This window comes from Pseudoalteromonas sp. T1lg23B, assembly GCF_002964665.1.
Classification (GTDB): Bacteria; Pseudomonadota; Gammaproteobacteria; order Enterobacterales; family Alteromonadaceae; genus Pseudoalteromonas.
In genome coordinates this window covers 29105-54796 of sequence record NZ_PQBZ01000005.1, presented here as the reverse complement: position 1 = coordinate 54796, position 25692 = coordinate 29105, and the positions used below count along the sequence as shown (strand labels likewise).

The window sequence follows — 25692 nt, the reverse complement described above, 5'->3', positions numbered from 1 at the left end:
CCCAAAACTTATGGATGGGCAAATTATCTCAGCTTACTTTCGTCAAACATGGATTTTAAGTTAGTGGCAAACTGCTTCATTTTCTCTTGCATGGTTTTTTTCACGAAAATGTCGACACTGCCTAAAATCACCCTACCTTGGATATATAACTTAGGACGCTGTTGAGTGACGATATTGGTGGATAATTGTGAGCGATTGTTACTGACATGACCCATGATGTTAGTTGTACTGGTTATAACATCAATATTTTCAGGGATGATGATCTCATCGCTGCCCATGATACAGTTGACGTCGATGATAACCTCGGGGTGGGTAAAGATCGCATTTCTAAAATCCAACTCGATGCTGCCAAGGTAGTTGTTTAAGCGCATATGTTTAGGCACAACCCATTCACCGCTGCGATGGTCTGAACTTAGAATTGACGTGATAGTAAGAGAGTCTTGATGTGGGTGTGACGCTGTAAATTTAGGCTGCATACGCGCTTGTTTTTCGCTGTAGTAGCGAGGATCTGACTGTAGCGGTAAATCTGCAACGAGTTGTTGTAACTGGCTTTGTTCATCTACTTGGTAAGCTTTGTCTAAGCGTCGCTCAAAAGCATCAGCAGAGAGCTCACCATGGCTGTAATTGAGAATAAGCTGATCGATAACTTCTTCACGTACCGTTTCTAGCGGTCTGTCATTGATTGGTACTGGCATTGTATTTTCCTTAAAGCATATTGAGTAACAGAGTACTATTTCGGAAGCAATTACTGAACCAATTATTAATGTTATAAATTTCAGTCGTTTAGGTTCTATGCTGGGAGCCAGAATGCGTGATATTAACCAACTGTTAGGTAATTGTGCTAATTAATGTGCAGTCGAAACAATCGCTTGGGGGGAGAAACAAAGAAAGGCAGCACAGCTGCGCTACCTTTCAAAGGGAATTTAAATGGCTTTAAAACGAATAGCAGTACCGCCACTGGTCGCAAGTTTTAGAGTTAATGTATCTTTGGCGGTGACAATATGTTTGCTAATCGACAGGTCATAAGGGTTATGTTGCCATTCTGCCTTTTCGCCATCTTGATAAATTTGCGCTTCAAATTTTTGCTTAGTATCAAGAAAATCTAGTTTGATATCAATACTGCGCGCTTGTTCATCGGTGATAGCCCCTAAGTACCAATCATTACCTGTATATTGACCACGCTTTCTTTCTTTACGGGCAAATACAACGTAATCACCGACTTCTCCGGCCAAAGCAATGCTGGTTTCCCAATCTGTAGGAACATCTTTTATAAACTGAAATGCATCAGGTCTCGCGAGGTAATTTTCTGGTAAATCTGCCGCCATTTGGATTGGGCTGTAGAGCACGACATACAGGGCTAGCTGTTTAGCAAGCGTGGTTTGTGGCCGGTTGGTTTTCTCTCCCAAGCCATTAAAGCTCATGTCAAAAATACCAGGGGTGAAGTCCATAGGGCCTGCCAACATACGAGTAAAGGCCAGCATAGGTGTATGTTCTGGTGGGTTAGGAGGTGTCCCCCAAGCATTAAATTCCTGACCTCTGGCTCCTTCTCGGCTTAACCAGTTTGGATAGGTGCGACGTAGTCCGGTATCTTTAATCGGCTCATGGGTATTAATACTGATCTGATACTGTGCTGCCAGTTTTACATTATCAAGGTATTCGTTCACCATAAACTGACCATCGTGCCATTCATAACGGGCGAGACCACGTTCATCAATACGCTTTATATTGCCGCCGTCAGCCACGTAGCCTGTTTTCACCTGACGCACGCCTGCGGTTTGATATAGAGCAAACGCATCTTGCATTTGTTTTCTATAGTTGCTGACATTTCCTGAAGTCTCATGATGTCCTATCAAGCGGGCACCTACCTGTTTGCCATGTTCGCTAATGGCTTTCATATCAAAATCGGGGTAAGCCTCAGTAAAACTAAATACATCGCCGTTGAAGAACCAATCTCCATCCCAGCCAGTATTCCAGCCTTCAACGAGTACACCATCAAAGCCATGTTCGCCTGCAAAGCTCAAATAGGCTTTGGTTTGCTCCGTTGTCGCGCCATGTTTTTCACCGCTTCCCCAAGTATTCTTACCAATGTGCATCCCCCACCAAATCCCCAAATATTTCCCCGGTTCGACCCACGAGACATCACCCAACTTATTGGGTTCATTTAAGTTCAGGATTAAATGAGAATTCAACAAATCAATGGCTTCATCACCAATTTGTAGCGTGCGCCAGGGTGTTTTAAACTGACCATTCGTTTTGACTCGAATGCCATCAGACCAAGGGGTGAGATCTGCCACAAATGTTCCTGGGCGGCGCTGATTTAGAGTCATGGCAGCGTAATCAAGCAAAGCAGCTTCATGTACACTCACATGCACACCATCAGCATTTTTTAGTGTGAACGGTGTATGCACGTGTGCAGCTTGTTGTAATGGAGTGGTATTGTACGTGTATTCATAGCGGTTCCAGCCGCGTGCTGGGATCCACCAAGCGGTGCTGTTTTGGCTGTCGGCAAAATTGAATTCTGTTAACTCTTTAGTGATATACAGAGTATTGCTTTGATTGACTTCATAGCGAAACCCCAAGCCATCATTAAAGACTCGTACCCTCAGCGTAAAAGCTGTTTGCTTAGTGTCTTTATCACGAAACTTAACTGCGAGCTCGTTGTGATGATCGGTGACTAATCGAGCTTCTCCCCATGGCTGTTGCCAAGTTTGTTGGTAAGCACTAGTGGTACTAGAGCTTATCTCGAGGTTTTCTTTCATGGCAGCTGCGTGTTTGAATTCAAAGCCCAATTTAGACGCATTTAACAGTGGTTTGTCATTAAATGTGACCTGATACTGAGGCTGAGATTGACTATCAGCAATGGTAAACTTGATAGCGCCATCAGGAGAGTCAACCGAATAGCTTGCCGCGTGTATGACAGAGCAAAACAGAGCACTGGAAAGTGTAAGATAGCTAAGTAAGCGCATGGGGTTCCCTAATTTAGTGTCGGTGAATGGTGCGTTACTAGCATACTGTGATGATCACAGAACGCGGAATATCTGCATACGTATTCATTTGAAAGTGATGGTCGTTATCATCGGTCTCATTGATTGACTGCGGTTATTTTTGACCATGCTCTATACTGAACAACAAAGAATGCGTACGGACTGCACATGAAAAAAATATTAATTTGGTTAGGTTTTATCTGTTTCTCTAGTCAGGCACTTGAAGTGAGAGTCACTGATGAACAAGGCAATGCTATCGCAGGTGCAGCGGTATGGCTGGTAGGCTCTAAATGGCAGGCGACAGATCAGCAAAAAGCCATCGTATATAGTATGGGCCAAAAAGATCGTTCTTTTTTACCTCATACGCTCGTCGTTCCCAGTGGCACGCTGGTGGACTTTCCAAATTTCGACTCAATATTGCATCACGTTTATTCATTTTCAAAGGCCAAGTCGTTTGAACTAAAACTATATAGAGACAAACCTTTGGCACCAGTGAGTTTTACGCAGCCAGGTGTGGTAGAACTAGGCTGTAATATTCATGATTGGATGTTAGGGTATATTTTAGTCGTCAATTCAGGTGTTTATGGAGTCAGTGACGAACAAGGGAAGGTGCAACTGACACTGGACAGCTCACAGTTAGGAAATGTGCAGTTAAATGTGTGGCATGAGCGCTTTGAAAACTTAGATAGTCCAGAAAGCAAATCAATCACGATCACCCAAACATCCCAAATTGTACACTATCAAATTCAACAACCACTGCTCGATAAAATGGAGTTCTTAACGGATGATACAGACGAATATGAGTAAAAGTGTGGTCATAGCCGTTGCATTGGTGCAGCTAAGTCAATTCGCACAGGCTCAGCAGGTGACAGCTAAACTGCATGGATTAGTTGAATTTACGGCGACCACCCACAGTGAAGAGCGTGCATGGTTACGCAAAGGTTGGGGAGTAGCGAGATTTGATACTGACAGCGATACATTTGGTATCAGTCGAGCGGTGTTAAGTGGCAGAATGGACTTCAGTTCAGCTTGGTCGGCGCATGCCGTGGCACACTATGTGCCCGACCCTGATCATAAAATAGGTTTCACTGAAGCCTTTATACAGTACCAACCATTGGCTCAAGGCTATCAGTTTAGCTCACGAGTAGGGGGCTTCTATCCTCGTATGTCGTTGGAAAACCCCGCGCTTGGTTGGTCATCTCCGTATACTTTTAGCTACTCAGGTCTCAATGCATGGTTGGGAGAGGAAGTTCGTACATTTGGTGCAGAATTTGAGTTAAAACGAGCAGCGAGGCGATTTCGCTCTAAACATGATGTAAGTTTGATAGGCGCTTTATTTAAAGGTAACGATCCTGCTGGGACACTGCTAGCGTGGCGAGGCTTTGTGCCGCATGACAGACAAACGGTGTTCAACGAGCGTATTGCATTTGCACGGGTTAAAGCGCTTTATGCACGGCAGCTTAGATTTCAAGGTCAGTATGTCGAACCATTTAGTGAAATAGATGGCCGATTTGGACATTATGTTGGGGTGCACTGGAGTTATCTTAAACGTCATAGCTTAAGAGTCTATTGGTATGATAATAACGGAGACCCAGGAGCCCTTAATTACGTTACTAAGCAGTACGCTTGGGATAGTAAATTTTGGTCTTTGGCTTGGCGTTCAAAAGTGTCTGCTGAGACTCAGTTTATCGCACAGGCTTTGTATGGAAACACCGCGATGGGGCCAAGACGTGGCGTCGACAACGACTTTTACAGCTGGTATATGATGTTAAGTCATACATTTGGTGATTACCGTATCAGCGGTAGAGTCGAGCAGTCAAAAGTGATGGACAAGGACAGTTGGACATTTGACCCAAACGCCAGCTTGACACAAGGAATCACCCTAAATCTAAGCAAAACTATCTCTGAGGCTTGGCAGGTGGGCGCTGAATTTCAATTTATTGGCTACGAAGCTGAATCTCGGCCGGTAGCCTATCTGCCATTAGGTTTGCACGAACAGCTCTGGCGGTTCAGTGCCCAGTACCAGTTTTAAAAAAAGCGCCAGTAGGCGCTTTTTATCTTTTGTTTAATCACATAAACGATTAAGGCCGTTTAGCGCTGCGACTCGGTATGCTTCAGCCATGGTTGGGTAATTAAAGGTGGTATTCACAAAGTACTCGACGTTGTTGCCGGGGCCTTTTTGTTCCATGATGGCCTGACCGATATGTACGATTTCAGAAGCGCGCTCTCCAAAGCAATGCACACCAAGTAACTCTTTGGTTTCAGCATGGAATAACAGTTTTAAACTACCCACTTCAGTCCCCGTGATCTGTGCGCGAGCCAAATGTTTAAATTGTGCTCGGCCAACCTCATAAGGGATTTTTGCGGCGGTCAATTGCTGCTCTGTTTTACCTACTGAACTCATCTCAGGAATGGTGTATATGCCTGCCGGAATATCGATGATTAGCTTGGCGGCACATTCGCCATGAGCAATCGCATCAGCAGCAATTCGGCCTTGGTCAAATGCTGCGCTAGCAAGACTTGGGTAGCCAATGACATCACCTACTGCGTATACATTCTCAACAGAAGTTTGGTAATTTTCGTTAACCTTTAATTGGCCGCGACCATCCGCTTGTAGTCCGATAGCGTCTAGGTTGAGGCCATCAGTATTACCAGTGCGACCATTGGCGAACAAGATGCAGTCTGCTTTTACACGCTTGCCTGATTTAAGATGTAGGATCACGCCATCATCACGGGTTTCAACCTTAGCAAAATCTTCATTGTGGCGGATCACAATACCACTGTTCCAAAAGTGATAGCTTAATGCGTCAGAAATTTCCGCATCCATAAACGCCAGTAATCTGTCACGGGTATTGATTAAGTCTACTTTTGCGCCCAAGCCTTTAAAAATAGAAGCGTACTCACAACCAATTACCCCTGCACCGTAAATCAACACGCGCTGTGGGTTATGTTGCAAGCTTAAAATTGTGTCACTGTCGTAAATTCTCGGATGTGAGAAGTCAACACTGGGTGGGCGATAAGGGCGAGAGCCTGTTGCGATCACTATGGTGCGGGCAGTCAGTATGTCTTGTGAACCATCAATATGCTGTACTTTGATAGTATGCTTATCTACAAAACTAGCGTCACCTTGATACAGGTGAATGCGGTTACGTTCATAAAAGCTGCTACGCAAATTTGATTGTTTCGAGATGACGGCACTGGCGTGATTGAGTATATCCTGAAAAGTATGGCGCTGTGGCTTTTCAGTAAATCGGTAAAGTGGGTTTGCTTTGTACTCAATGAGGCGGCTGACGGAGTGACGCAGTGCTTTGGATGGGATCGTTCCCCAGTGAACACATCCCCCACCTACAGCCTGTTGGCGCTCAATCACAGCCACTTTTTTGTGGCTTTTTGATAAGTTCATTGCGGCCCCTTCACCTCCGGGGCCTGTACCAATTATGATCGCATCGTATTGAAATGTATCTGCGGCTGTTTCTGTACTACTTGCAGATTTACTTTTTGGCTTAGCCACGGCCTCTCCTCATTCTTCTAAGAGGCCGCTAACTTCTAGCTAAAAGAAGGTTTTAGCAGCCTCGCATTTAATGCTAACCACGCTTGCTTTTGTGTTTGCCAAGCCGCCTCTAACTCTTGATATTGCTTCATGAGGGCGGACTTGTCACAGTGTTCAAGCATGGAGTCTTTTTTTGCTTCAATTAACTGTTTCTGTACAGAGCAAAAGGTCTGAAGTTTTTTTAGAAGCAATTCATACTCTTGATGTAACAATGTAAGCTTATCTTGCGCTAAAGGCAATTTTGCTAGACGGACTTTAGTTTTCAAAAGTAAAGTTTCGGCCTTGGCTTTCTCGATTCGCTCAATGGGTGTGCGCTTTAGCTTAGTAGCGAGTCCTAGCGCGGCTAAAGTACGTATCATCCACTTAGTTGGGTCGTAGTGGTACCAACGAACGCCATTGCGATAGTCACTGGCAAAAATATGATGAAAATTATGATATCCCTCACCGTAGGTGAATAACGCTAAGAAACCGTTGTCACGCGCGGTATTTTTCTCCGTGTACGGACGGGTGCCCCAAATATGTGCCAGTGAGTTTATGAAGAAAGTAAAATGTTGACTCAATACCAGTCGTAATACCCCCGTCAATAGCAGCATACCTAATATTTCCAACCAACTATCTGAAAAAATAGCGCCTAATATCAAAGGAATACCTATGTTAGTGAGCAACACCAGTGTAAGATAATGGCGGTGCTGGAACATCACTATTTTATTACGTTGTAAGTCTCGAGCGTTGGCATAGTCGCCATAGCTGTCGCCTTGATAATCTCTGAGCATCCAGCCAATGTGACTGTACCAGAAACCGTTGGTTGCGGCATAAGGGTCCTTCACAGGGTCGTCAACCTGTCCGTGGTGAACACGGTGATCACTACTCCAGTGTAGAGCGCTATTTTGCAACGCAAAGGCCCCCCCTAATGCAAAAATCCACTGTATTGCAGGGTGAGCATCATAGGCTTTGTGTGCCCATAGACGGTGATAACCTGCGGTGATAGATAAACCTGCGTAGAACATACAAGCAACAAAGGCAATCCAATGAGAAGTGGTATAGCCAAAGGTAATACCATACCAAGGTACTAAAGTAATTGCTGCCAGAAATGACAGACTAAAGAATATTACGTTGGTCCAAATTAAGGGTGGTTTCTTCATGATTCGTTAATTTCAGCGTACAGTTGTACGCTAAAATAATATTTCATTCTATCGCCGTCAAGTATTAGACTTGATATCGTTTTAAAAAAATCGCGATTGGAGTTCAGAATGTCGGGTGTTCGCGCACAACAAAAACAAAAAACTAGGCAAGCATTAATTGAAGCTGCCTTTAATCAACTTAGTGCAGAACACAGCTTTTCTAATCTTAGCTTGCGTGAAGTTGCGCGTGAGGCTGGGATTGCACCAACGTCATTTTATAGACATTTCAAAGATATGAATGAGCTGGGCTTGACGATGGTTGATGAAGCAGGACTAACTTTACGACAGCTCATGCGCCAAGCTCGTAGACGTATTGCCAGTGGGGGGAGTGTGATCATCACCTCAGTTGAAACTTTTATGGAGTTTATAGACACCTCTAGTAACCAATTCCGATTGCTATTGCGAGAACGCTCTGGCACTTCAAAAGCATTTCGCGCCGCAGTAGCACGTGAGATCAAACACTTCATTTTAGAGCTTGCGCACTATCTTGAAACAGAAACTCCCTGCGATAAGCATCATGCCTATATGCAGTCTGAGGCGATGGTTACTTTGGTATTTAACGCCGGCGCTGAGGCACTGGATCAAGATGCTCAACAACGCGCAGAACTGACCGAAAGACTGATTTGGCAATTACGTTACATCGCCCGTGGTGCCAACCATTACGGCGCTCAGTAACGAATTAATACCGACTGGCGGTATAATAAAATCACTCGGTTCTTCACATTAGTGTGGCAAACAACTCATACTTATTAACCAACTTAATGTTCCTTAATTAGGGCTTTTACGTGTGGCTCAAATTCAAAGGAATTAAAAATTCCATTCATTTCAAAGTCGTGGAAATAAAGTAAATAACTTCGCACTTTATTGTTATTTAATTGTAAAGTTTGATGTATTACTCTAAACCCGACAATAATTCAATGAATGGTGTGATTAAGGAAATCACAACATTTCGTCTCAAGGAGTAGATATGAACAAGCTTACAGCTTTATTTGTAAGTGGTGTTGTCTGTGCAGTAGGCAGCGCTCAAGCCGCCCAGCAGTATCCACTGGCAAATCAAAGTCAGAATTGGCCTTTGCTTAAGTTCCAATCCTCAACAAGTGAGGGCTTGCAAATAACCAATTCACGCTTTAACACACCAAAGCTACGGTACGAGCTGCTAAATACTAAGGGTATACAACAACGCTTTTTACACTACCAAGTGTATGTTGGCCAATGGCCCGTGCTGGATAGTCGCTTTGTAGTGGTCAAGGACGAGCAAGGTAAAGTTACTCAAGGTTTGGGTAAAATAATCGTGGCTGATCAACATGAACAAATAACCGTTCCGAAGCGCTTTCACTTAAATGATACTGTACTTAAACAGCAAATCATCACTGCATTGCAACTGGATGATGCAAGTGTCCACGTTGATAGAGCATATCAATTGGTGTTCGACGAACTTAAACCAGTGTTACAAGTTCGGGCTAGACATGCGGACAAGATACATCTATACGTATTGGATGCTGCCACGTTAAAAACATTAAAAAGAGAAAATGGCCTCAATGGACTCGCCAATGATACGCTGGTCTCTGGTGGTGGCATCGGTGGTAACGAAAAGCTAGGCGGTATATGTTATTCACCTTCACCAAATAGCATGACAAGCTGCTTGCAGTATCAGTTTGATAGCTATACAGATAAGCCACAAGAGTTGGTTTTCAATGATGCGAACGCGGCTATTTTTAGTGAATTCTCGGGTTATCCGTTTGTTGTGACCAAGAGCAACGAAACGTGCTATTTGGAAAATCCATATGTACAAACCATTGATTACATGAGTAATCAAACTGAAGCTGCCAGCTATACTTGTTCCTCAAACCATGAGAATTTCGATAAAAATACCATAGATGACTCGTATCTGAATTATTTTAGCTATTCGGGTGTGAACGACGCGCACTTTAACGGCGGCTTGGTCATGCAGTATTACCATACGTTACTCAAAGAGCTATTTAACCAAGACCCTGACTGTCAGTCGGGTAACTATTGTTTACGCCAGTTAAAGCAAAAAGTCGGTAACAATAGTTTCGGTAATATTCAGGCCAGTTGGGACAATGAATTTGTAAACTATGGCACAGGCAACTACGGTGCTACGCACTACTACCACACTACATTGAGTATTGTTGCTCATGAAGCTAGTCATGCAATTACATACTGGAACAGTGGTTTGGGTGGCAATGGTCAGGATGGGGCAATTAACGAAGCATTCTCTGATATGGCCAGCGTGGCATTATTAGACTATTTATCTCTAAATGCTTCGGGCAACTTTACTACAACGACACCTTATTTAGATTGGACGCGTGATGATAACAGTGGCCATGGTGCAAATCGTAAGTGGTGGTATGGCTGGGATGTGCTTTATCAAAGTTCTGGTACTAGGTTCTTTGAGATGCCTTCTTGGGATGGAAAAAGTATTGACCATTTCAAGGATTACCAAGCCGGTCAGTCAGTCTATGCAACAGCAGGTGTGCTGAGAAAAGCATTTTATGAGTTGGTAAAAAGGCAGGGTTGGTCTATTCAAGATGCTTTCAAATTGTTTCTCAAAGCAAATGTAAACTGTTTCTTCACGGGGGCCTCGATTGAAGATGCGGGCTATTGCTTGTTAGAGCAAGCGGACAGTTTTGCACATTTGAGTAGCGCCCAACAAGTACGTAAGCAAATTGATGAAACTCTGCACTCAGTGGGCATTGTCGCGCAAACTTCTGGTTTAACAACATTAGAATTTGGCAGCGAAATTAAGTATGACACGATTCGTTATGATTTAAGTGCCACACCAGCTGATAGCATTGAAGCGATAACCGTTAATTGGGGTGATGCAGATATCAGTCCTGAAACATGGTTGCGCAGCAGTGGCACAGCGATATATCCATTCTTGCAAAGAGAGTTACAAGTTCAACCAGGAAAGCTACTGCGTTTGAATCTACAAGTTCAGAAAACCAATGGTGATGTGTTACATGGCTTTAACCACTTCTATAGCCGTGAGGTCAAGGCATCTTGTGGTCCGCAGTTTAGTCCAGCCAGTGTTCATACAACATCAGTAGCCCTCAATGAGCAGCAGTTTACGTTGGCAGAACAGGCCTACCAAAGCTTGTTGGACAATACTGTCACACTGAACAGAAATAACCAGCACAGCATAGAGTTAGGTGATAGCGTCATCAATAAAAAAGTGACTGTTTTAGTCGATGTTGACCGCAATGGTGTTTTCAGTTCGGAAGAAATGTTGATAGATAACCAGACGCTGACTAGCGGTACTGTCACTTTCTCTGTACCAGAGAGTATTTCAGATGGCGTAAGCCTGATCCGTGTGGCCGTGGGGACTGATTATGCATTCTATGATACATGTGGATACGCAAGAGGTGCGCAGGCATTCGATATTAAAGTTAATATTGAAACGCCAGAGCTGCCTTTAGCAACTGATTTCAGCTACGAAGTATTGGAAGGGAATCAGGTTAAGTTCACTAACACCTCTACGGTTAATCGTTCGCGTCTACCAACCTATTTCTGGCAATTTGGTGAGGCAGGTAAAACATCTACCGATGAGAACCCAGGAGTGATCACTTATTCACAAGCAGGTAAAAGCTATGATGTCACCCTAAAGGTCACTTATAACGACGGGACTAATACCTCAGATGAAATCACTAAAACGGTTGCTGTTCCAGTGCCTAGTTGTACATCAAAAGTGATGTCACAGGGAGACCCTTCGGCGTTTTATGTTGATAAGCTTTCGATTCGTGCTGGTGGTTTAAGTTATAGCTTTGATAATCCTGCGTCAGGCTATAACGCAGACGGCTTCGACGAAATTGATACTAATTTGAGATTCAATACGGGTAATGAGCTGAATATAGATATTCATAGCAACTCAATAGCGTGGAGCACTGCAGATTGGTACCTAGACGACGTCAGCAAAAATTTGCGTTTCACAATCTGGTTAGACAAAAATCAAAATGGCATATTCGAATCGGGTGAGCACAACACGTCTAACCCTACTTGGAACTACACAAAAACCTGCTCATATCGAACGTGGACATGTCGCATCAAAGCCAGTCAGTCCATTGCGCTGAATGCTAGTGAAATAGATAAGGGCGACACGGTACTCAGGGCGAAACTGGAAGAGCTACCTAGTTATGCATTGGGCTCTGATGGATGTAAGGACTTCCGATATGGCGAAGTTACCGATCTAAAACTGTTTATTCAGTAATCATTTTTATAAATCGCAGTAAGGGTTCCCATGTACAGGATACATGGGACTCCTGAGCGCGCGCTCAAAAAATATGATCAACAAATATAAACAAAAGGAATACCGATGAAAATCTTAAGCTTATCAATAGCGTTGGCGCTGGGAGCAAGTTCCGCGCTGGCTGGGAACTCTGCAACTCATCCACTTAACCCGATTAGTGTTGAGCAACCTAATTTACAAGTCGAACCTTCTTCTTTCGTGCGATCAAACTTAATGAAAAAATCGCAAAACGACCGTTTAAAGGCTCGCTTGGCAAAATATGGTTTGACTAAAAAGAACCGCCCGCATTTATATAATCTGATTGATAATCAGCTGTATCAAGATAACAAAAATGTCGCATCAAGTGTTGCGGCGCAAAATGTTAGCACTGCGAGTGTAGAAAACTGTGATACTCACCCGTCAAATGTGTGCTCTTTCTTCAAGCATATGGGTTTTGAAATTGCCACACTACCTGGCACAACTGAAAAGTACCTAGTTGTATCTGCACTTAATAGTGAGCGAGTACCTACAAACTATACTTTTATTGATATCACACTGGTCGATCAAAATGGTCGCTCAATCACTTTACCTCGTTATGAGGAGTTCTTTGGTGATGGCCCTGAGCAAAAGCGTAAATCTATCTACTCGGCTGTTAAAGTTGAAAGTGCCATTGAGTCTATTAAAAAAGCTGAGCGCATCTATGCCGACGCTTGGGTTACTGTGGTATACGAAGATGCAAACGGTAATGAAGTCATTGAAGATAGAAACTCAAAAGTAGAATATCCACGCGAAACGTTGCTAGCGATACTAGGCTACATTGAGCCTGATGAAACGCTCATGACTCAATCAGAGCTACAGTCAACGCAAAGCATTGGTACATTTGCTGAAATGCCAACTCCTAGCATTCCAATTGGTTCAAACGTCACTCACCCAGCGGATATTGCCACAGGTGCAGAGGAAGAGGCAAAAATCATCGTATGTTTGAACAGAAACTATGGTGACTGTGACTATGAAAATATTTATCCGTCCAATACACCAAATGGTGATATGAAGTTAAAGGTTCCATTCATTGGTGAATACGTGATCATGGGTAAAGTGAAGACGATTTACCGCCCAGACTGGACAGCATTAAATGTTGTTGAAAATACCGATGGATCTTTGTCGCTAGAAGTTGGTGAGAAGATAGTAAAACCAGCCGAAGCTGAGCGTGGTTCAAATATCTTCATTCAAACCAAAGAAGGTGGTGGCGCAACAGAAATTGCGGGCCACCCTTACAGCGAAATAGCTAACTTCTTCGCCGATCGTATCGAAGTTGAGTATATCCCATATCGTACCCGTACATTGACCAGACTACACTGGAACATTACCCGTAATGAAGGTGTATTTGGTGACGCAACACTTTATGGCCGTTATCAAGATGCAAACTGGATCATGAATATTGCGGTGGCTAACGAACCTCGTCCAGGCTCAGCGCCAAGAATCGAGACCATTGTTGTGGGCTCAACTGGTATGGGAACTTGGGAAGATTTGGACCACCCACCAATGCAAATCGTTTATAGCTGTTTGGCGAAAGGCAGCATGATCTTGCTACCAGATGGTTCTGAAATGCCAATCGAGAAACTCAGTGTGGGCGACACGGTATTAGGAGCTAGCCAGTACAGTCCTAATATCCGCTTACCACTTGAAATCAAAGATATCTCTATTGGTGTGGAAGCGATCCCAATGGTTAAGTTAACCACGCGTGAAGGCAAAACGTTGCTGTTAACTGAGTCTCACCCAGTGATCACACAAGCGGGTCAGCCAGTATGGGCGAAGGACATCAAAGTTGCGGATCAAATTCAGATGCATGGCGGATTTGGTTTTATCACCAAGGTTGAGCGTGTGAAATACAATGACGCGGTATACAACCTGAAGCTTGGTCGTACGAAAGATGATCCTAAGCATCGCGTGAACGAAACGTTCAGTATGTTCGCAAACAGTGTTCAAGTGGGTGACTTAGCGACTCAAAGTGCTAATGAGTTCAAAGAAATTGTTGAAACTGAACAAGATGTGCTTATCCGTCTGCCTGAGAGTTGGCACAAAGATTACCTAAATAGTAAACGATAAGTTGGACTGGCCCTTCGGGGCCATATCACGGAGTGAAAATATGAAAATTTTTATTTATAGCGGCATTATGAGCGCATTACTAGCGACATCAAGTCATGCAGCACAGAATCCATACGACTTTCTGGACAAGCAAGATGGTTCGCAAAGTAAGCAGAATAACGCCCAAATGGCGGAGATCATTGATGCTGTTCCTTTAGGGACTGCCTACAAACGAGCTGGAGATTCATATCTAGGTTTACAATCTGTGGTAGGTACGGAAGCTGAGCATTTGGGAAACACCAATATCGACTTTCGTGTTGGCGTTGATTTGGCATACGAACAGGCGTTGAAACTGATCGATGGTAAAGTGGATATTGGCTTCAAATTTCCCGCGGTGCGTGTTGATGCTGGTGCAAACTATGCCAAAGATATTAGTGCTGACAAATACACAGGTACTTATACGGTGTATTCGTCTGTTAAGCCTAAATCGAGAATACTGATGCCGTCATCAGCTGCTGGTTTTCAGCCCACTCAAGCTGCAATTGACTTAGCAACGGCTCAGCCTGGTAACAAGGCAAATAACTTAGGTGAAGGCTTTGTTGCTGGTTTCGCGTATGGCTCAAACGTGGTGATCAATATGAAAATTGATTATCGAGATGAGCAAGACAAACGCGCAATTGGTGGCTACCTAAGCGTTGATTGGATAGGTAAAGTTAAAGTCGATGGTCAATTGCAGAAGATTGATGAGGAAAAACGTCAATCGGTCAAAATTACCATCAGTGGTTACCAAAGCGGCGGTGATCCAAATCGTTTATTGAGCATTATTCCAAACGGTATTATGCAGTGTACATTGCTCAACCCAGAGCCATGTTTCAACCTGTTTGAAGCCGCGGTTAATTACCTCAAACAAGACTACATCAATCAGTTTGATTCTCTGGATGACTACAACGTCACCGAAACCTACATCAGTGATTACACCGACGCAGGTCCAGGCCTTCAACAATTAGTACCAGACACGGGCTACGTACAGGCAAATTATTTAACCAAGCTAGTGGTAAAAGAGCTGACCGCACGGTGGATTGAAGAGCGTTTAACGTATCGTAGAGCGAAAAATCTACAGCGTTATTATGCCGCACAATTTACCACACAGCAGTTAGATCAGTTAAGCGAGATCGAATCTTTCAGCCGTAATAATGCCAACCTGTTTGCTGACATGGTGGATTACTGCGAGGCTAACCCAGAAGGGAACTACTGTATAGATTATGAAGCTGCCAACATGGCTTATTACCGTGACTACAGCGTTTACAGTGATGTATTAAAGTAAGGATAGAACAATGAATAAATTCGTATTCGTCGCGGCCTCAATGATGGGGGTTGCAATGCATGGACACGCTAACGAAGATATAGCGCAGCAAGCAAATTATAATGAATTGGGTGATTTACTCACCGTATCTCAAGCCGAAGGACGCTTTGCGTGGCTGGCGAAATGTTATGATGGCTTGTTGGTCGAAATTTGGGAACAAATGTACAACACCACAGAGATTGTTCCTAAAGACCAAAAACTTAATCAGCTTAAGGCGCTGTGGTTAACACCAAACAAAGCGCAATATTTAACATTCGCAAATAGTGACTTTAGCAACCCATATGGTTGGCAGGCGGGTAATAGTGACACTGAAGCGTGTAGCACTATGCCACCAGAATATGTTCCTGTTGCATTACAAACGACTCAGCTTACGCATGAATATTGCGCCAACAAGAGCTTTGATAATGAGTGGGAGTGGATTGAGAAAGTCACAGTAGAGGACTTTGTACACGAGTCACTTAGTCATGATTACACCGCAGTGTCTGGTAAAGTCATTACCTTACCTGCTGGTCGCACAGTGAAAATGTCAGTAACACCAGGTAACAAAGAGCCTGAATATCCATCTTATGTTGCTCTTCGAGTGTGGATTGATTGGAACCAAGATGGCCAACTGGCCGCAAATGAAATCGTCTACAAGTCGGCTTCTGATGCGCCGTTTCAGTTCACTTTTGATGTACCAACAGATGCTGTAGATGGGGTGACTCTGATGCGTGTCGCCAGCGATGCTGGTGGTGGATCAGATGACGCCTGTAAGCGCACCTTGTACGGTGAAGTGGAAGATTATTTGGTGACAATTCGTTAAGGACAAAGCAATGAAACCTATTTACTCATACATGTTACTGCTTGGACTTAGCAGCTCAGCGGCAGTAGCGAATGATATTAAAACAGCAACTACCGGCTCAACAATCTCTGGTTTAATCAATGATCATGTTGCGATTGGTACTGCATATGACAGCCAGTTAAAACGATTTTTAAATGTACAGCCTGTAGCCGGACGCATTGATGAGACGTTTGGTAACACGGAACTGAAATTTAAAACTGGTATTGATATGAGCTATGACGACCTACTAAGTACGTTAAATGGTAGTGTTGATATTGATGTAAACTTCCCAGTTGTGCGCGTTTCAGCTGGCGCGAGCTTGGCGAAGGAAATGGCCTCTAGCACTTATTCAAGTTCATATACTTTCAGTGCAAGTAGCACTCCGAAGAAGCGACTCTTTTTACCACAAGATAGCAATGTAGGTTATACCCTGTCACAAGCGGGTAGTGATATTGCCACTAATCATCAGGCTAAATTACAGCAGTTAGCGGGCGATGAGTTTGTATCGGCGATTGAATATGGCGCTAACATCATGGTAAACCTAAAGATTGATTACGGTAGCAACCGTGATAAATCTGAGATCGGTGGTTACTTGGATGTCGACCTATACGGCGGGGTGTTTAATGTCGGTGGTCAGCTGAAGTATTTACAAGATGATACTAAGTCATCGGTAAAAATTACTGTGCGTGCGATTCAGCATGGCGGTGATCCTAAGCAGCTATTAACGATTATTCCAAACAACATTATTACTTGTTCTTTAGATAATCCTACGCCATGTTTCGACATGTTTTACGAAGCTGTTAAATACGCCAAAGATGGCTTTAGAAGCCAGCTGAATACGTTAAGTGACTACAATGTTGTGCGTTATTATACCACACGTTATGACAGCGCTTCGTTGGCATTACGTCCACTAGTACCTGAGTATCTAACGATTCGTAACGCAACGAAATGGTTGATCACTGAACTTGAAGATGAATTCAAACAGGCGGTACTTGATGAACAGCGCGCGACTAACTTACTAACGAGTTATTACGCGTACTTACCAGAAGAGCAGCGCACTTCAGTGGAACAAATCAAAGATCTTGCCTATGACAATGCTTGGTTCCTTTATAACGCTGCCAAGTTCTGTAGAGACAATCCATTTGGTACATCATGTGAAGATGAACTTCAGAAAATGAAAGATGACTGTACTCGCCGTGGAAAAACGTGTCCTGCAAATTACGACGCAACCCAGTTACAGTTACCACAATCAGATCGCCTAGACTGGAAACAGTGTGAAATTGCTCGCCAAGAAGCGGTACGTTCAGGCGCAGTGATTGAGGATGAAAGTGTGAAGTATCGTAACATGAGATGGGCACCCACATTTATTGATGCAACTGCACCAGCCAGAGGCGTTTTAAACTGGCGTTTATGTGAAGCTGCTTTGAGTACCTATGGCAGTGCGTTTAACGCAGGTTAATACCATCGTGAGCCAAAACGTATATACGTTTTGGCTCATTCAAGGAGTGAATATGAGAGCGATACTGTATGGGGCGTTAGTCTGTTTCAGTGTTGGTGCATCGGCGCAGCGATACTACAGCGAATTGTTTTCAGAGCAGGACTTGGGAAAATCATTTGCTGTGCAAACTCATAAAGTTGGCGATAAATGTTTAACTGGAACGGTTGTTCATACACCGGTAAGTTCGGGGCAGTTAGATTATTTACAGCGTCAAAATGAAACGCAAATTCGCAGACGTACATTCGGAGAACTGCATGGTGGAGTCAATCTATTCATTATTGCAGGGAGTGTATCGACATCCATGACGCATCGTAATGCAACCGATACCTTGAGCTTAACATCACAACTGCATTTGAAGTTGGAGCAAGGGTACAGCGCGCTGGAAAACCGGCAAGTGGTTGCTGGATACGAAGATTTATCATGTGGGGACGATTTTGTTTATCAGGTTAGGTACGGTCGAGACTTATTTCTCAATGCGCGATTACATTTTCGTACAGAGGAAGATTACAAAAAGTTTGTGACCAAGATTAAAATTCGCGTGTTGTTTTTCAAAAAAACCAAGACCAAGATAAAAGAAATCGAAAAGTTTGCTGCTAACGCGGTATTGTCGATAGATGCTAACTCTAACGGCGCATTACCCGCTGGATTACAGCAAATAATGGCCAATAACCCGAAGCATTGTCGAGGGAACAATATCACGCCATGTTTGGATACATTACAAAAGTTGGCGGATTATACCTTCGGTGGACCGTTGAGTACGGAGCTGAATAATTTACCAAAAATAACCCGCAGCATCATGGTAGAATCATATCAAGACTCGGGTCATTATGAACTGTCATCGCTACAAAGTGTGCAAAATAGCGAAGACTATGCGGATGTATGGCGCAGTGTTGATGAGCGCTATGGAAAAGCTGTACGAGATGTTCAGCGAGCAGAAGCATTTTTAGCCGTGGCAACCGAGGATGAGCAGCCGAATGCACAAGCACAATTAGATGCGGCGAAGGTTAATTTAGAGGAAATGGAAGCGTTACGTTTGAGCTGTTTTGCGGATCCTAACCAGCCTCAATGTCGATAAGGAGTAATGAAGTGTTAAAGCAATTAAGGATGATAGTAGTTCCGTTATTTATGTTGTTGTCATGGCATGTCAGTGCCGAGGGGAATCCACAGGGAAACTCCTCAGAACAATATTTTTGGGACTTTGGCGATGGAAGCTATTCTCATGAGGCACAGCCATTACATCAATATCAAAAGCCAGGAATTTACCAGGTACGGAAGCTGACCTACAAAAATGGTAAGCAAGTTGCTGAACAAAACAAACTCGTTGACCTGATCTCTCCGAATGTTACTTCGCTGAACATCCTTGGACCAAACACTGGAGAGACTCAACAAGATTTGACTTATCTCGTTGACCTAAAGGCTAAAACAGAACTGGATCTACAGTATTTCTGGCTCTCATCCAATGGTGAAAGCCATCAAGGTAGCCAGTTCGTTTTTACGCCAGAGCAAACTGGCTCATACCAAATCACTTTGCAAGCCAAGTTTGAGCAAACGCTTATTTCAGAGCAAAGTATGCAAGTTACTGTTACAGCACAAGACGACAGTGATAATACTCCAGACCCAGATAAACCTGCCGACGATACGGGCAGCAGTGGCGGGTCGCTTTCCTTTATCCTGCTCCTGTGGTTGTTTAGTGGGATTTTGAGAAAAACTTCATTTAACAAATTTACTCAGTAATACCAAAAGCACTAGTTAATTTCTGCGTCTGACATGTAATGTTGGATTGATTATCTTTGTTTTTGTGTTTTTATGACTTGCATTTTCTTTTCGTATCTCTATTTAGATGGTTTTGTGAAATTTTTATGCTTGATCTTGGTTTGTTTACCATGTTAAAACATAGCCAATCCATCAACAGGACGATTATGCTCAATGAATAACATCACGCTTTTGTCACTACTGCTTAACCTCTTACTGATTAACTGTGAGAGTGGGGTGTAGTGCGCGTAAATTGAGCAACTACTTTGAACCCCGCACATAGCGGGGTTTTTTTATTTTTGGGGATGAGGAATAAGTAATGCAGGATAAAGTCTGGATTTTTGATACTACGTTGCGTGATGGCGAGCAAGCATTAAAAGCAAGCCTAACCGAAGATGATAAGTTGCAGTTAGCACATGCCATAAGCCGTTTAAATGTTGACGTAATGGAGGTTGGCTTTCCAGTCTCAAGTCCTGCTGATTTCAGAGCGGTACAGCGCATCGCCACAGAAGTACGTAACCCAATCATTTGTGGCTTAGCACGTGCAGTGAGCAAGGATATTGAAGCTTGCGGTGAAGCACTTAAACCTGCAGAGCGAGGCAGAATTCATACTTTTATTGCCACTAGTCCACTGCATCTTGAACATAAATTGAGAATGAGCTTGGATGATGCCACTGCCATGGCGGTGAAATCTATCAAGTTGGCGCGACAATACACTGATGATGTTGAGTTTTCTTGTGAAGATGCGGGTCGTACACCGCATAGTGATTTGTGTCGTATCGTGGAGTCTGCAATCAATGCAGGTGCATCGACTATCAATTTACCTGACACGGTGGGGTATGTAACGCCCGATGAATACGCTGCGATGATCCATCACTTGATGAATAACGTGCCTAATATCGATAAGGCGCGCTTAAGCGTACATTGCCACAATGACTTGGGTTTGGCTGTAGCCAACTCTATTGCTGCGGTGCAGGCGGGGGCGAGACAAATAGAATGTACCGTCAATGGTATCGGTGAGCGGGCAGGTAACTGTTCACTAGAAGAAGTGGCGATGATCATGAAAATGCGTCAAGACCATTTAAAAGTACATACAGACATACACAGTGAAGAAATCTATCGCGCCTCTCGTCAGGTTGCAAAGATTTGCAATATGGCCGTCCAGCCGAACAAAGCGATTGTCGGTGAAAATGCTTTTGCACATAGTTCTGGTATCCACCAAGACGGTGTTTTAAAAGCGCAAAATACCTATGAAATCATGTCACCTGAAAGCGTAGGGGTGCCGAACAATCAATTAAATATGACCTCGCGTTCGGGGCGCCATGTGATAGAGCACCGTTTAACTGAGTTGGGCTACCAAAAATCGGATTATGATATGGATAGCCTGTATGAAAGCTTTTTGGCGTTGGCAGATCAAAAAGGAACTGTGTATGACTATGACTTAGAAGCCATGATCTACTTCAATCAGATCAATGATGAAGAAGACCACTATAAGTTGGAGTTCGTCAATTCCACTTCTAATTCACAGTCTGTGGCCAGCTCGACAATTGGCATGACGGTTGGTGAGCAATCAAAACAAGAAGCTGCAACTGGTAACGGTCCTGTTGAAGCGTCCTTTTTGGCGATTGAGCGTATCACCGGCATGGCCGTGGAAGTGATTGAATATAACTTAGATGCAACGGGTCAGGGGGCAAGTTCACTTGGCCAAGTTGACATTATTGCCAAATATAACGGTCGACAATACCACGGTGCGGGTCTTGCCGCAGATATTGTTGAAGCATCTGTGCGGGCGATGATCCGCGTTTACAATCTAATTGATAGAGCACAAAAAGTCTCAAGTTTAAAACAACAAAGGAAAGCAGGATGAGCCAAGCAAGTTACCAAGTTGCCGTACTCGCAGGAGATGGCATAGGCCCTGAAGTAATGTCGGCGGCGCTGAGTGTACTCGATGCGGTAAGTGACAAGTTTAATTTCACGCTGTCGCGTGAACATCATGCCATTGGTGGCGCTGCTATTGATGAGTTTGGTCAGGCATTGCCCCCTTCTACATTAGCTGCATGCGAAGCTGCTGATGCGATTTTATTTGGCTCGGTAGGCGGTCCAAAATGGGAGCGCTTACCACCGGATCAACAGCCAGAAAGAGCGTCACTTTTACCTCTTAGAAAGCATTTTGGGCTGTTTTGTAATCTACGCCCAGCACAGTTGCTTCCTGCTTTAAGCAAAGCGTCGCCATTACGTGCAGACATTAGCGAGCGAGGCTTCGATATTTTATGTGTCCGTGAGCTGACAGGAGGTATCTATTTCGGTGAAAAAGGCCGAGAGGGTGTGGGATTGGAAGAGTCGGCTTATGACACGCAGCGTTATTCACGCGCTGAAATAGAGCGTATTGCACGTTTTGCTTTTGAAGCGGCGAAGTTACGTAGTAATCATGTGACATCGGTAGACAAGGCGAATGTGTTGGCCTCTAGCGTCTTGTGGCGCGAAGTGGTCACCGAAGTTAGCAAAGACTACCCCGAAGTAAAGCTCGACTACATTTATGTTGATAATGCTGCGATGCAGTTGTTAAGCAGCCGCAGCAATTTGATGTGTTGTTATGTGACAATTTATTTGGTGACATTTTATCTGATGAATGCGCCATGATCACAGGCTCTATGGGGCTATTGCCTTCTGCGAGTTTGAACCAGTCAGGTTTTGGCCTGTATGAACCCGCTGGTGGTTCGGCTCCAGATATTGCAGGCAAGGGCATTGCTAATCCTATCGCTCAAATTCTTAGCGCGGCGTTGATGCTACGATATTCGCTTGGTCAGGATGAAGCAGCACGTAGTATTGAAAAAGCGGTCGCAGAGGCGGTGGCGTCTGGCATCGGTACACCAGATATTTTCCCAAGCGCTGGCTACACCACACAAGATGTGGCTCAGGCAATCGTTGCAAGAATTTAATGTTAATTTGAGCTGACAGCCTTTCGTCAGGCGGTCAGCGAAGTTGAGGATGTAGCAAGTGGCACAAACCTTATACGACAAAATTTGGCAATCACATGTGGTTGCACAAATTAATGAACAAACAGATTTACTTTATATCGACAGGCACTTAGTACATGAGGTGACCTCACCTCAGGCTTTTGCTGGGTTGCGAGAGAAAAACCGCGTGGTACGTTGCCCGGAAAAAACCTTTGCAACGATGGATCACAACGTATCGACTAAAAGTCGTTCGCTAGACGCCGCCAGTGATGTGTCTAAGAATCAGCTGATGGCGTTGGCAAAAAATTGTGAAGAGTTTGGTATCGTTTTGTATGACCTAAACTCGATCAATCAGGGGATAGTTCATGTAATGGGGCCTGAGCAGGGTATAACTTTGCCTGGCACAACGATTGTTTGCGGCGATAGTCATACTTCAACCCATGGTGCTTTTGGCGCATTGGCACATGGTATTGGCACGTCTGAAGTTGAGCATGTGTTGGCGACTCAAACACTGCAACAGAAAAAAGCCAAGTCTCTAAAAATTCAAATCAACGGCTTACTTCGTCCCACCGTTACCGCCAAAGACCTTATCATGGCGGTGATTGGTAAATTGGGTACGGCTGGTGGCACGGGGTATGTTGCAGAGTTTTGTGGCAGTGCGATAGAAGCCTTGTCGATGGAAGCGCGTATGACGCTATGCAATATGAGCATAGAAATGGGTGCCAAGGCGGGTTTAATCGCACCGGACGAAACTACGTTCCAATATTTGAAAGGGCGTCCTTTTGCTCCGCAAGGAGAAGACTTTATCGCGGCCGTAGAGTATTGGAAAACGCTACACTCAGACGACGGTGCGCCGTTTGATTTAGTGGTCGAAATGAATGCTGCGGATATTCAACCTCAAGTGACATGGGGAACCAGCCCTGAGCAGGTGATTGGCATTGATGAATTGGTGCCAGACCCAGACGTGGAATCTGATTTGATAAAAGCGGATGCTATTCGCAATGCGTTAAAATATATGGGACTCGAAGCTGGGCAAAAGCTATCGGATGCAAAAGTCGACACTGTGTTTATCGGCTCTTGTACCAACAGTCGAATAGAAGATTTACGTGCAGCAGCCGAGATTGTAAAAGGTAAACATGTTGCTGAAGGTGTTGAAGCGCTGATTGTACCGGGGTCTGGCTTGGTGAAACAACAAGCTGAACAAGAGGGATTGGCGGATATTTTTAAGGCCGCGGGCTTTGAATGGCGCGAACCAGGCTGTTCAATGTGTTTGGCAATGAATGATGACCGTTTAGAGGCGGGCAAACGTTGTGCGTCCACATCGAATAGAAATTTCGAAGGGCGTCAAGGGCGTGGCGGTCGAACGCATCTGGTTAGTCCAGCCATGGCAGCCGCCGCTGCTATCGCGGGTTATTTTACCGATATTCGAGGGCAAGTTTAATGAGTTGTTATCATCAGGGGCTATTGGCACCACTAGACAAGAACAATGTGGATACGGATCAGATCATACCCAAGCAATTTTTAACCTCGACCAGTCGTGACGGTTTTGATAAAGCGTTATTTTATGATTGGCGCTATCTAGATAGTGGTAAGGAAAATCCAGATTTTGTATTGAATCGAGCATGCTATAAAGGTGCTTCGGTGTTGCTTACGCGTGATAATTTTGGCTGTGGTTCTTCACGAGAGCATGCACCATGGGCGCTTAAACAATATGGTTTTACCGTTATATTGGCACAAAGCTTTGCTGATATTTTCTTTAATAACTGTGGCAACAACCAGATGCTTTGCATCGCGCTGCCAGCCAGTACTTTGGATAAGCTGTTTGCTTTGACTCAAAGCCATGAAGATATTCAAGTGGAAGTGGATTTGGCGCAGCAGCAGTTACGTAGTCAGTATTTTGATGATATTGACTTTGAAGTCCGCTCAGATATAAAAGCTCGGCTACTGAGTGGTCTAGATTTTATCGGCGAAACGGAGCAGTTAAATGGGCAGATAGACGCCTTCGAACAGCAACTCAAAGCACAGCGTCCATGGCAGTAACGACACGAGAGTATTGTCGAGTTTAAACGTATTTGATTGCAACAGACCAAAGAGCTAGCTACTCTTTGGTTTTTTATTTTAGGCATGTTAGATAATGAAATATATTGCTCTGAGTACGCTGGCTTTGACCAGTATGACTGTTTTTGCTCGCCCCGCCCCTTTAGTTTCGATTGCAACCCATGACGCATTTTTCAATCAGATTGCCCAACATTGCGGTAAGGCATTTGAAGGTGAGGTGTCGGTGGATAATGTCTCCGGTCCCAGCAGCTTTGCGAACAAAAAGCTGATCATGCATGTTCGTCATTGTACTGAGCAACAATTACAAGTACCTTTTCACGTGGGTGATGACGCTTCACGAACTTGGATAATCAGCAAAACAGGAAGCGGCCTGAGTTTAAAGCATGATCACCGCCATCAAGATGGTAGCGATGACGCATCGACCATGTATGGAGGGCATACTGTTGATGCTGGATATAATAATGTACAGTCTTTTCCCGCAGATCAGTATTCCAAAGAGTTATTCGTTCGCCAAGGTATCCCGCAATCTGCTGGCAACACATGGCAAATGTTTATTTATGAAGACAGCTTTAGCTATCGTATGGTCCGTGAAGGCAGAGAGTTTCGAGTTGACTTTGACTTGACCCAACCGATTAAACCACCCGCGGCACCTTGGGGCTATAAAGACGAATAATCGGAATTAAATTCGCGCTTCTGAATTTTAATGGCTATTTTTATGTGGTCACTAAAACGTCGGTCTGGTTCGACGTCACATGTATAAGGAAGCGCCATGGCAATAACAGAAAGACAAAAACAATTGGTACAAAGTAGCTTCGCTAAAGTAGAGCCCATCTCTGAGCAAGCCGCTGACATTTTCTATACGACTTTATTCGAATACGATCCGGCGTTAAAACCTCTGTTCAAACATAGCATCAAGTCTCAAGGACAAAAGCTTATGGCAACGTTGAAACTTGCTGTAGCGGGGTTGGATGACTTGGAAAAGTTGATTCCTGTATTGCAGGGCCTAGCCGAACGCCATGTTGGTTATGGGGTAGAAGCAAAAGACTTTACACCTGTGGGCAATGCCTTATTACATACACTGAAAGTCGGTTTAGGTGATGATTGGGATAGTGAGCTACGTCAGGCTTGGGTAGACACCATACATGTTGTAGCCGATGTCATGAAAGCCCACTCCTTTAAAGAGTAATAATAGTGTGAAACG

The 25692-nt window shown here is 44.1% G+C and carries 19 protein-coding genes and 1 pseudogene; 16 read left to right on the top strand and 4 right to left on the bottom strand.

Going from position 1 to position 25692, the window contains the following annotated elements:
• Positions 1–23: 23 nt before the first annotated feature.
• Positions 24–695, bottom strand: a complete 672-nt coding sequence (locus C2M32_RS02605; protein WP_105166971.1) for a DUF1707 SHOCT-like domain-containing protein — start codon at positions 693–695, stop codon at positions 24–26.
• 228 nt (positions 696–923) lie between these two features.
• On the bottom strand, positions 924–2966 hold the full coding sequence (locus tag C2M32_RS02600; RefSeq protein ID WP_105166970.1) for a glycoside hydrolase family 97 protein: 2043 nt from the start codon (positions 2964–2966) through the stop codon (positions 924–926).
• A 186-nt stretch (positions 2967–3152) separates the two neighbouring features.
• Here C2M32_RS02600 and C2M32_RS02595 point away from each other — a divergent pair, with 186 nt between their 5' ends.
• Together C2M32_RS02595 and C2M32_RS02590 are read left to right on the top strand one after the other, a co-directional pair.
• Positions 3153–3791 carry a methylamine utilization protein gene (locus C2M32_RS02595; protein WP_105166969.1) on the top strand — a complete coding sequence of 213 codons (639 nt, stop codon included), beginning with the start codon at positions 3153–3155 and terminating at the stop codon, positions 3789–3791.
• Complete coding sequence (locus C2M32_RS02590) at positions 3769–5016, top strand: hypothetical protein (protein ID WP_158678082.1); 1248 nt, start codon at positions 3769–3771, stop codon at positions 5014–5016. The genes C2M32_RS02595 and C2M32_RS02590 overlap by 23 nt, the downstream gene beginning before the upstream one ends.
• Before the next feature lie 33 nt (positions 5017–5049).
• Here C2M32_RS02590 and sthA read toward each other — a convergent pair whose 3' ends face one another.
• Together sthA and C2M32_RS02580 are read right to left on the bottom strand one after the other, a co-directional pair.
• Complete coding sequence (gene sthA, locus C2M32_RS02585; RefSeq protein WP_105166967.1) at positions 5050–6495, bottom strand: Si-specific NAD(P)(+) transhydrogenase; 1446 nt, start codon at positions 6493–6495, stop codon at positions 5050–5052.
• Positions 6496–6530: 35 nt separating this feature from the next.
• Entirely contained in the window at positions 6531–7676 is a 1146-nt protein-coding gene (locus C2M32_RS02580) for an acyl-CoA desaturase (RefSeq protein ID WP_105166966.1), read from the bottom strand.
• A gap of 108 nt (positions 7677–7784) precedes the next feature.
• Here C2M32_RS02580 and fabR point away from each other — a divergent pair, with 108 nt between their 5' ends.
• The 14 genes and pseudogenes from fabR to C2M32_RS02510 all read left to right on the top strand — a co-directional run bounded on the left by fabR (position 7785) and on the right by C2M32_RS02510 (position 25677).
• A complete protein-coding gene (fabR, locus tag C2M32_RS02575; RefSeq protein WP_105166965.1) occupies positions 7785–8390 on the top strand; it encodes an HTH-type transcriptional repressor FabR in 606 nt (201 codons plus the stop codon).
• 292 nt (positions 8391–8682) lie between these two features.
• Positions 8683–11940 carry a M4 family metallopeptidase gene (locus C2M32_RS02570; protein ID WP_105166964.1) on the top strand — a complete coding sequence of 1086 codons (3258 nt, stop codon included), beginning with the start codon at positions 8683–8685 and terminating at the stop codon, positions 11938–11940.
• 105 nt (positions 11941–12045) lie between these two features.
• Positions 12046–14064, top strand: coding sequence for a Hint domain-containing protein (locus C2M32_RS02565; protein WP_105166963.1), 2019 nt, complete (start codon positions 12046–12048; stop codon positions 14062–14064).
• 67 nt (positions 14065–14131) lie between these two features.
• Positions 14132–15367, top strand: coding sequence for a hypothetical protein (locus tag C2M32_RS02560; protein ID WP_234401201.1), 1236 nt, complete (start codon positions 14132–14134; stop codon positions 15365–15367).
• A 10-nt stretch (positions 15368–15377) separates the two neighbouring features.
• Positions 15378–16208: a GEVED domain-containing protein gene (locus C2M32_RS02555; RefSeq protein WP_105166961.1), complete on the top strand. Its 831-nt coding sequence runs from the start codon at positions 15378–15380 to the stop codon at positions 16206–16208.
• A gap of 10 nt (positions 16209–16218) precedes the next feature.
• The gene (locus C2M32_RS02550) at positions 16219–17685 is read left to right on the top strand and encodes an internalin (RefSeq protein WP_105166960.1); all 1467 of its coding nucleotides are present in this window, start codon (positions 16219–16221) and stop codon (positions 17683–17685) included.
• Between the two features lie 52 nt (positions 17686–17737).
• Positions 17738–18799, top strand: a complete 1062-nt coding sequence (locus C2M32_RS02545) for a hypothetical protein (RefSeq protein WP_105166984.1) — start codon at positions 17738–17740, stop codon at positions 18797–18799.
• An 11-nt stretch (positions 18800–18810) separates the two neighbouring features.
• The gene (locus C2M32_RS02540) at positions 18811–19458 is read left to right on the top strand and encodes a PKD domain-containing protein (protein ID WP_158678081.1); all 648 of its coding nucleotides are present in this window, start codon (positions 18811–18813) and stop codon (positions 19456–19458) included.
• Positions 19459–19795: 337 nt separating this feature from the next.
• The gene (leuA, locus tag C2M32_RS02535) at positions 19796–21343 is read left to right on the top strand and encodes a 2-isopropylmalate synthase (RefSeq protein WP_105166958.1); all 1548 of its coding nucleotides are present in this window, start codon (positions 19796–19798) and stop codon (positions 21341–21343) included.
• Positions 21340–22415: pseudogene (leuB, locus tag C2M32_RS02530) on the top strand (3-isopropylmalate dehydrogenase). The gene leuA and the pseudogene leuB overlap by 4 nt, the downstream one beginning before the upstream one ends.
• Before the next feature lie 58 nt (positions 22416–22473).
• Complete coding sequence (gene leuC, locus C2M32_RS02525; protein ID WP_105166957.1) at positions 22474–23874, top strand: 3-isopropylmalate dehydratase large subunit; 1401 nt, start codon at positions 22474–22476, stop codon at positions 23872–23874.
• On the top strand, positions 23874–24473 hold the full coding sequence (gene leuD / locus C2M32_RS02520; protein ID WP_105166956.1) for a 3-isopropylmalate dehydratase small subunit: 600 nt from the start codon (positions 23874–23876) through the stop codon (positions 24471–24473). The genes leuC and leuD overlap by 1 nt, the downstream gene beginning before the upstream one ends.
• Before the next feature lie 94 nt (positions 24474–24567).
• Positions 24568–25164 (top strand): hypothetical protein, encoded by a 597-nt coding sequence (locus tag C2M32_RS02515; protein WP_105166955.1) that lies wholly within the window; start codon positions 24568–24570, stop codon positions 25162–25164.
• A 96-nt stretch (positions 25165–25260) separates the two neighbouring features.
• Positions 25261–25677 (top strand): globin family protein, encoded by a 417-nt coding sequence (locus C2M32_RS02510; protein ID WP_105166954.1) that lies wholly within the window; start codon positions 25261–25263, stop codon positions 25675–25677.
• Positions 25678–25692 lie beyond the last annotated feature (15 nt).

What these genes read in the sequence shown, in the direction of transcription:
- C2M32_RS02605 (WP_105166971.1), bottom strand. Translation starts at nt 695, where the DNA reads ATGCCAGTACCAATCAATGACAGACCGCTAGAAACGGTACGTGAAGAA.
- C2M32_RS02600 (WP_105166970.1), bottom strand. Translation starts at nt 2,966, where the DNA reads ATGCGCTTACTTAGCTATCTTACACTTTCCAGTGCTCTGTTTTGCTCT.
- C2M32_RS02595 (WP_105166969.1), top strand. Translation starts at nt 3,153, where the DNA reads ATGAAAAAAATATTAATTTGGTTAGGTTTTATCTGTTTCTCTAGTCAG.
- C2M32_RS02590 (WP_158678082.1), top strand. Translation starts at nt 3,769, where the DNA reads ATGATACAGACGAATATGAGTAAAAGTGTGGTCATAGCCGTTGCATTG.
- C2M32_RS02580 (WP_105166966.1), bottom strand. Translation starts at nt 7,676, where the DNA reads ATGAAGAAACCACCCTTAATTTGGACCAACGTAATATTCTTTAGTCTG.
- fabR (WP_105166965.1), top strand. Translation starts at nt 7,785, where the DNA reads ATGTCGGGTGTTCGCGCACAACAAAAACAAAAAACTAGGCAAGCATTA.
- C2M32_RS02570 (WP_105166964.1), top strand. Translation starts at nt 8,683, where the DNA reads ATGAACAAGCTTACAGCTTTATTTGTAAGTGGTGTTGTCTGTGCAGTA.
- C2M32_RS02565 (WP_105166963.1), top strand. Translation starts at nt 12,046, where the DNA reads ATGAAAATCTTAAGCTTATCAATAGCGTTGGCGCTGGGAGCAAGTTCC.
- C2M32_RS02560 (WP_234401201.1), top strand. Translation starts at nt 14,132, where the DNA reads ATGAGCGCATTACTAGCGACATCAAGTCATGCAGCACAGAATCCATAC.
- C2M32_RS02555 (WP_105166961.1), top strand. Translation starts at nt 15,378, where the DNA reads ATGAATAAATTCGTATTCGTCGCGGCCTCAATGATGGGGGTTGCAATG.
- C2M32_RS02550 (WP_105166960.1), top strand. Translation starts at nt 16,219, where the DNA reads ATGAAACCTATTTACTCATACATGTTACTGCTTGGACTTAGCAGCTCA.
- C2M32_RS02545 (WP_105166984.1), top strand. Translation starts at nt 17,738, where the DNA reads ATGAGAGCGATACTGTATGGGGCGTTAGTCTGTTTCAGTGTTGGTGCA.
- leuA (WP_105166958.1), top strand. Translation starts at nt 19,796, where the DNA reads ATGCAGGATAAAGTCTGGATTTTTGATACTACGTTGCGTGATGGCGAG.
- leuD (WP_105166956.1), top strand. Translation starts at nt 23,874, where the DNA reads ATGAGTTGTTATCATCAGGGGCTATTGGCACCACTAGACAAGAACAAT.
- C2M32_RS02515 (WP_105166955.1), top strand. Translation starts at nt 24,568, where the DNA reads ATGAAATATATTGCTCTGAGTACGCTGGCTTTGACCAGTATGACTGTT.
- C2M32_RS02510 (WP_105166954.1), top strand. Translation starts at nt 25,261, where the DNA reads ATGGCAATAACAGAAAGACAAAAACAATTGGTACAAAGTAGCTTCGCT.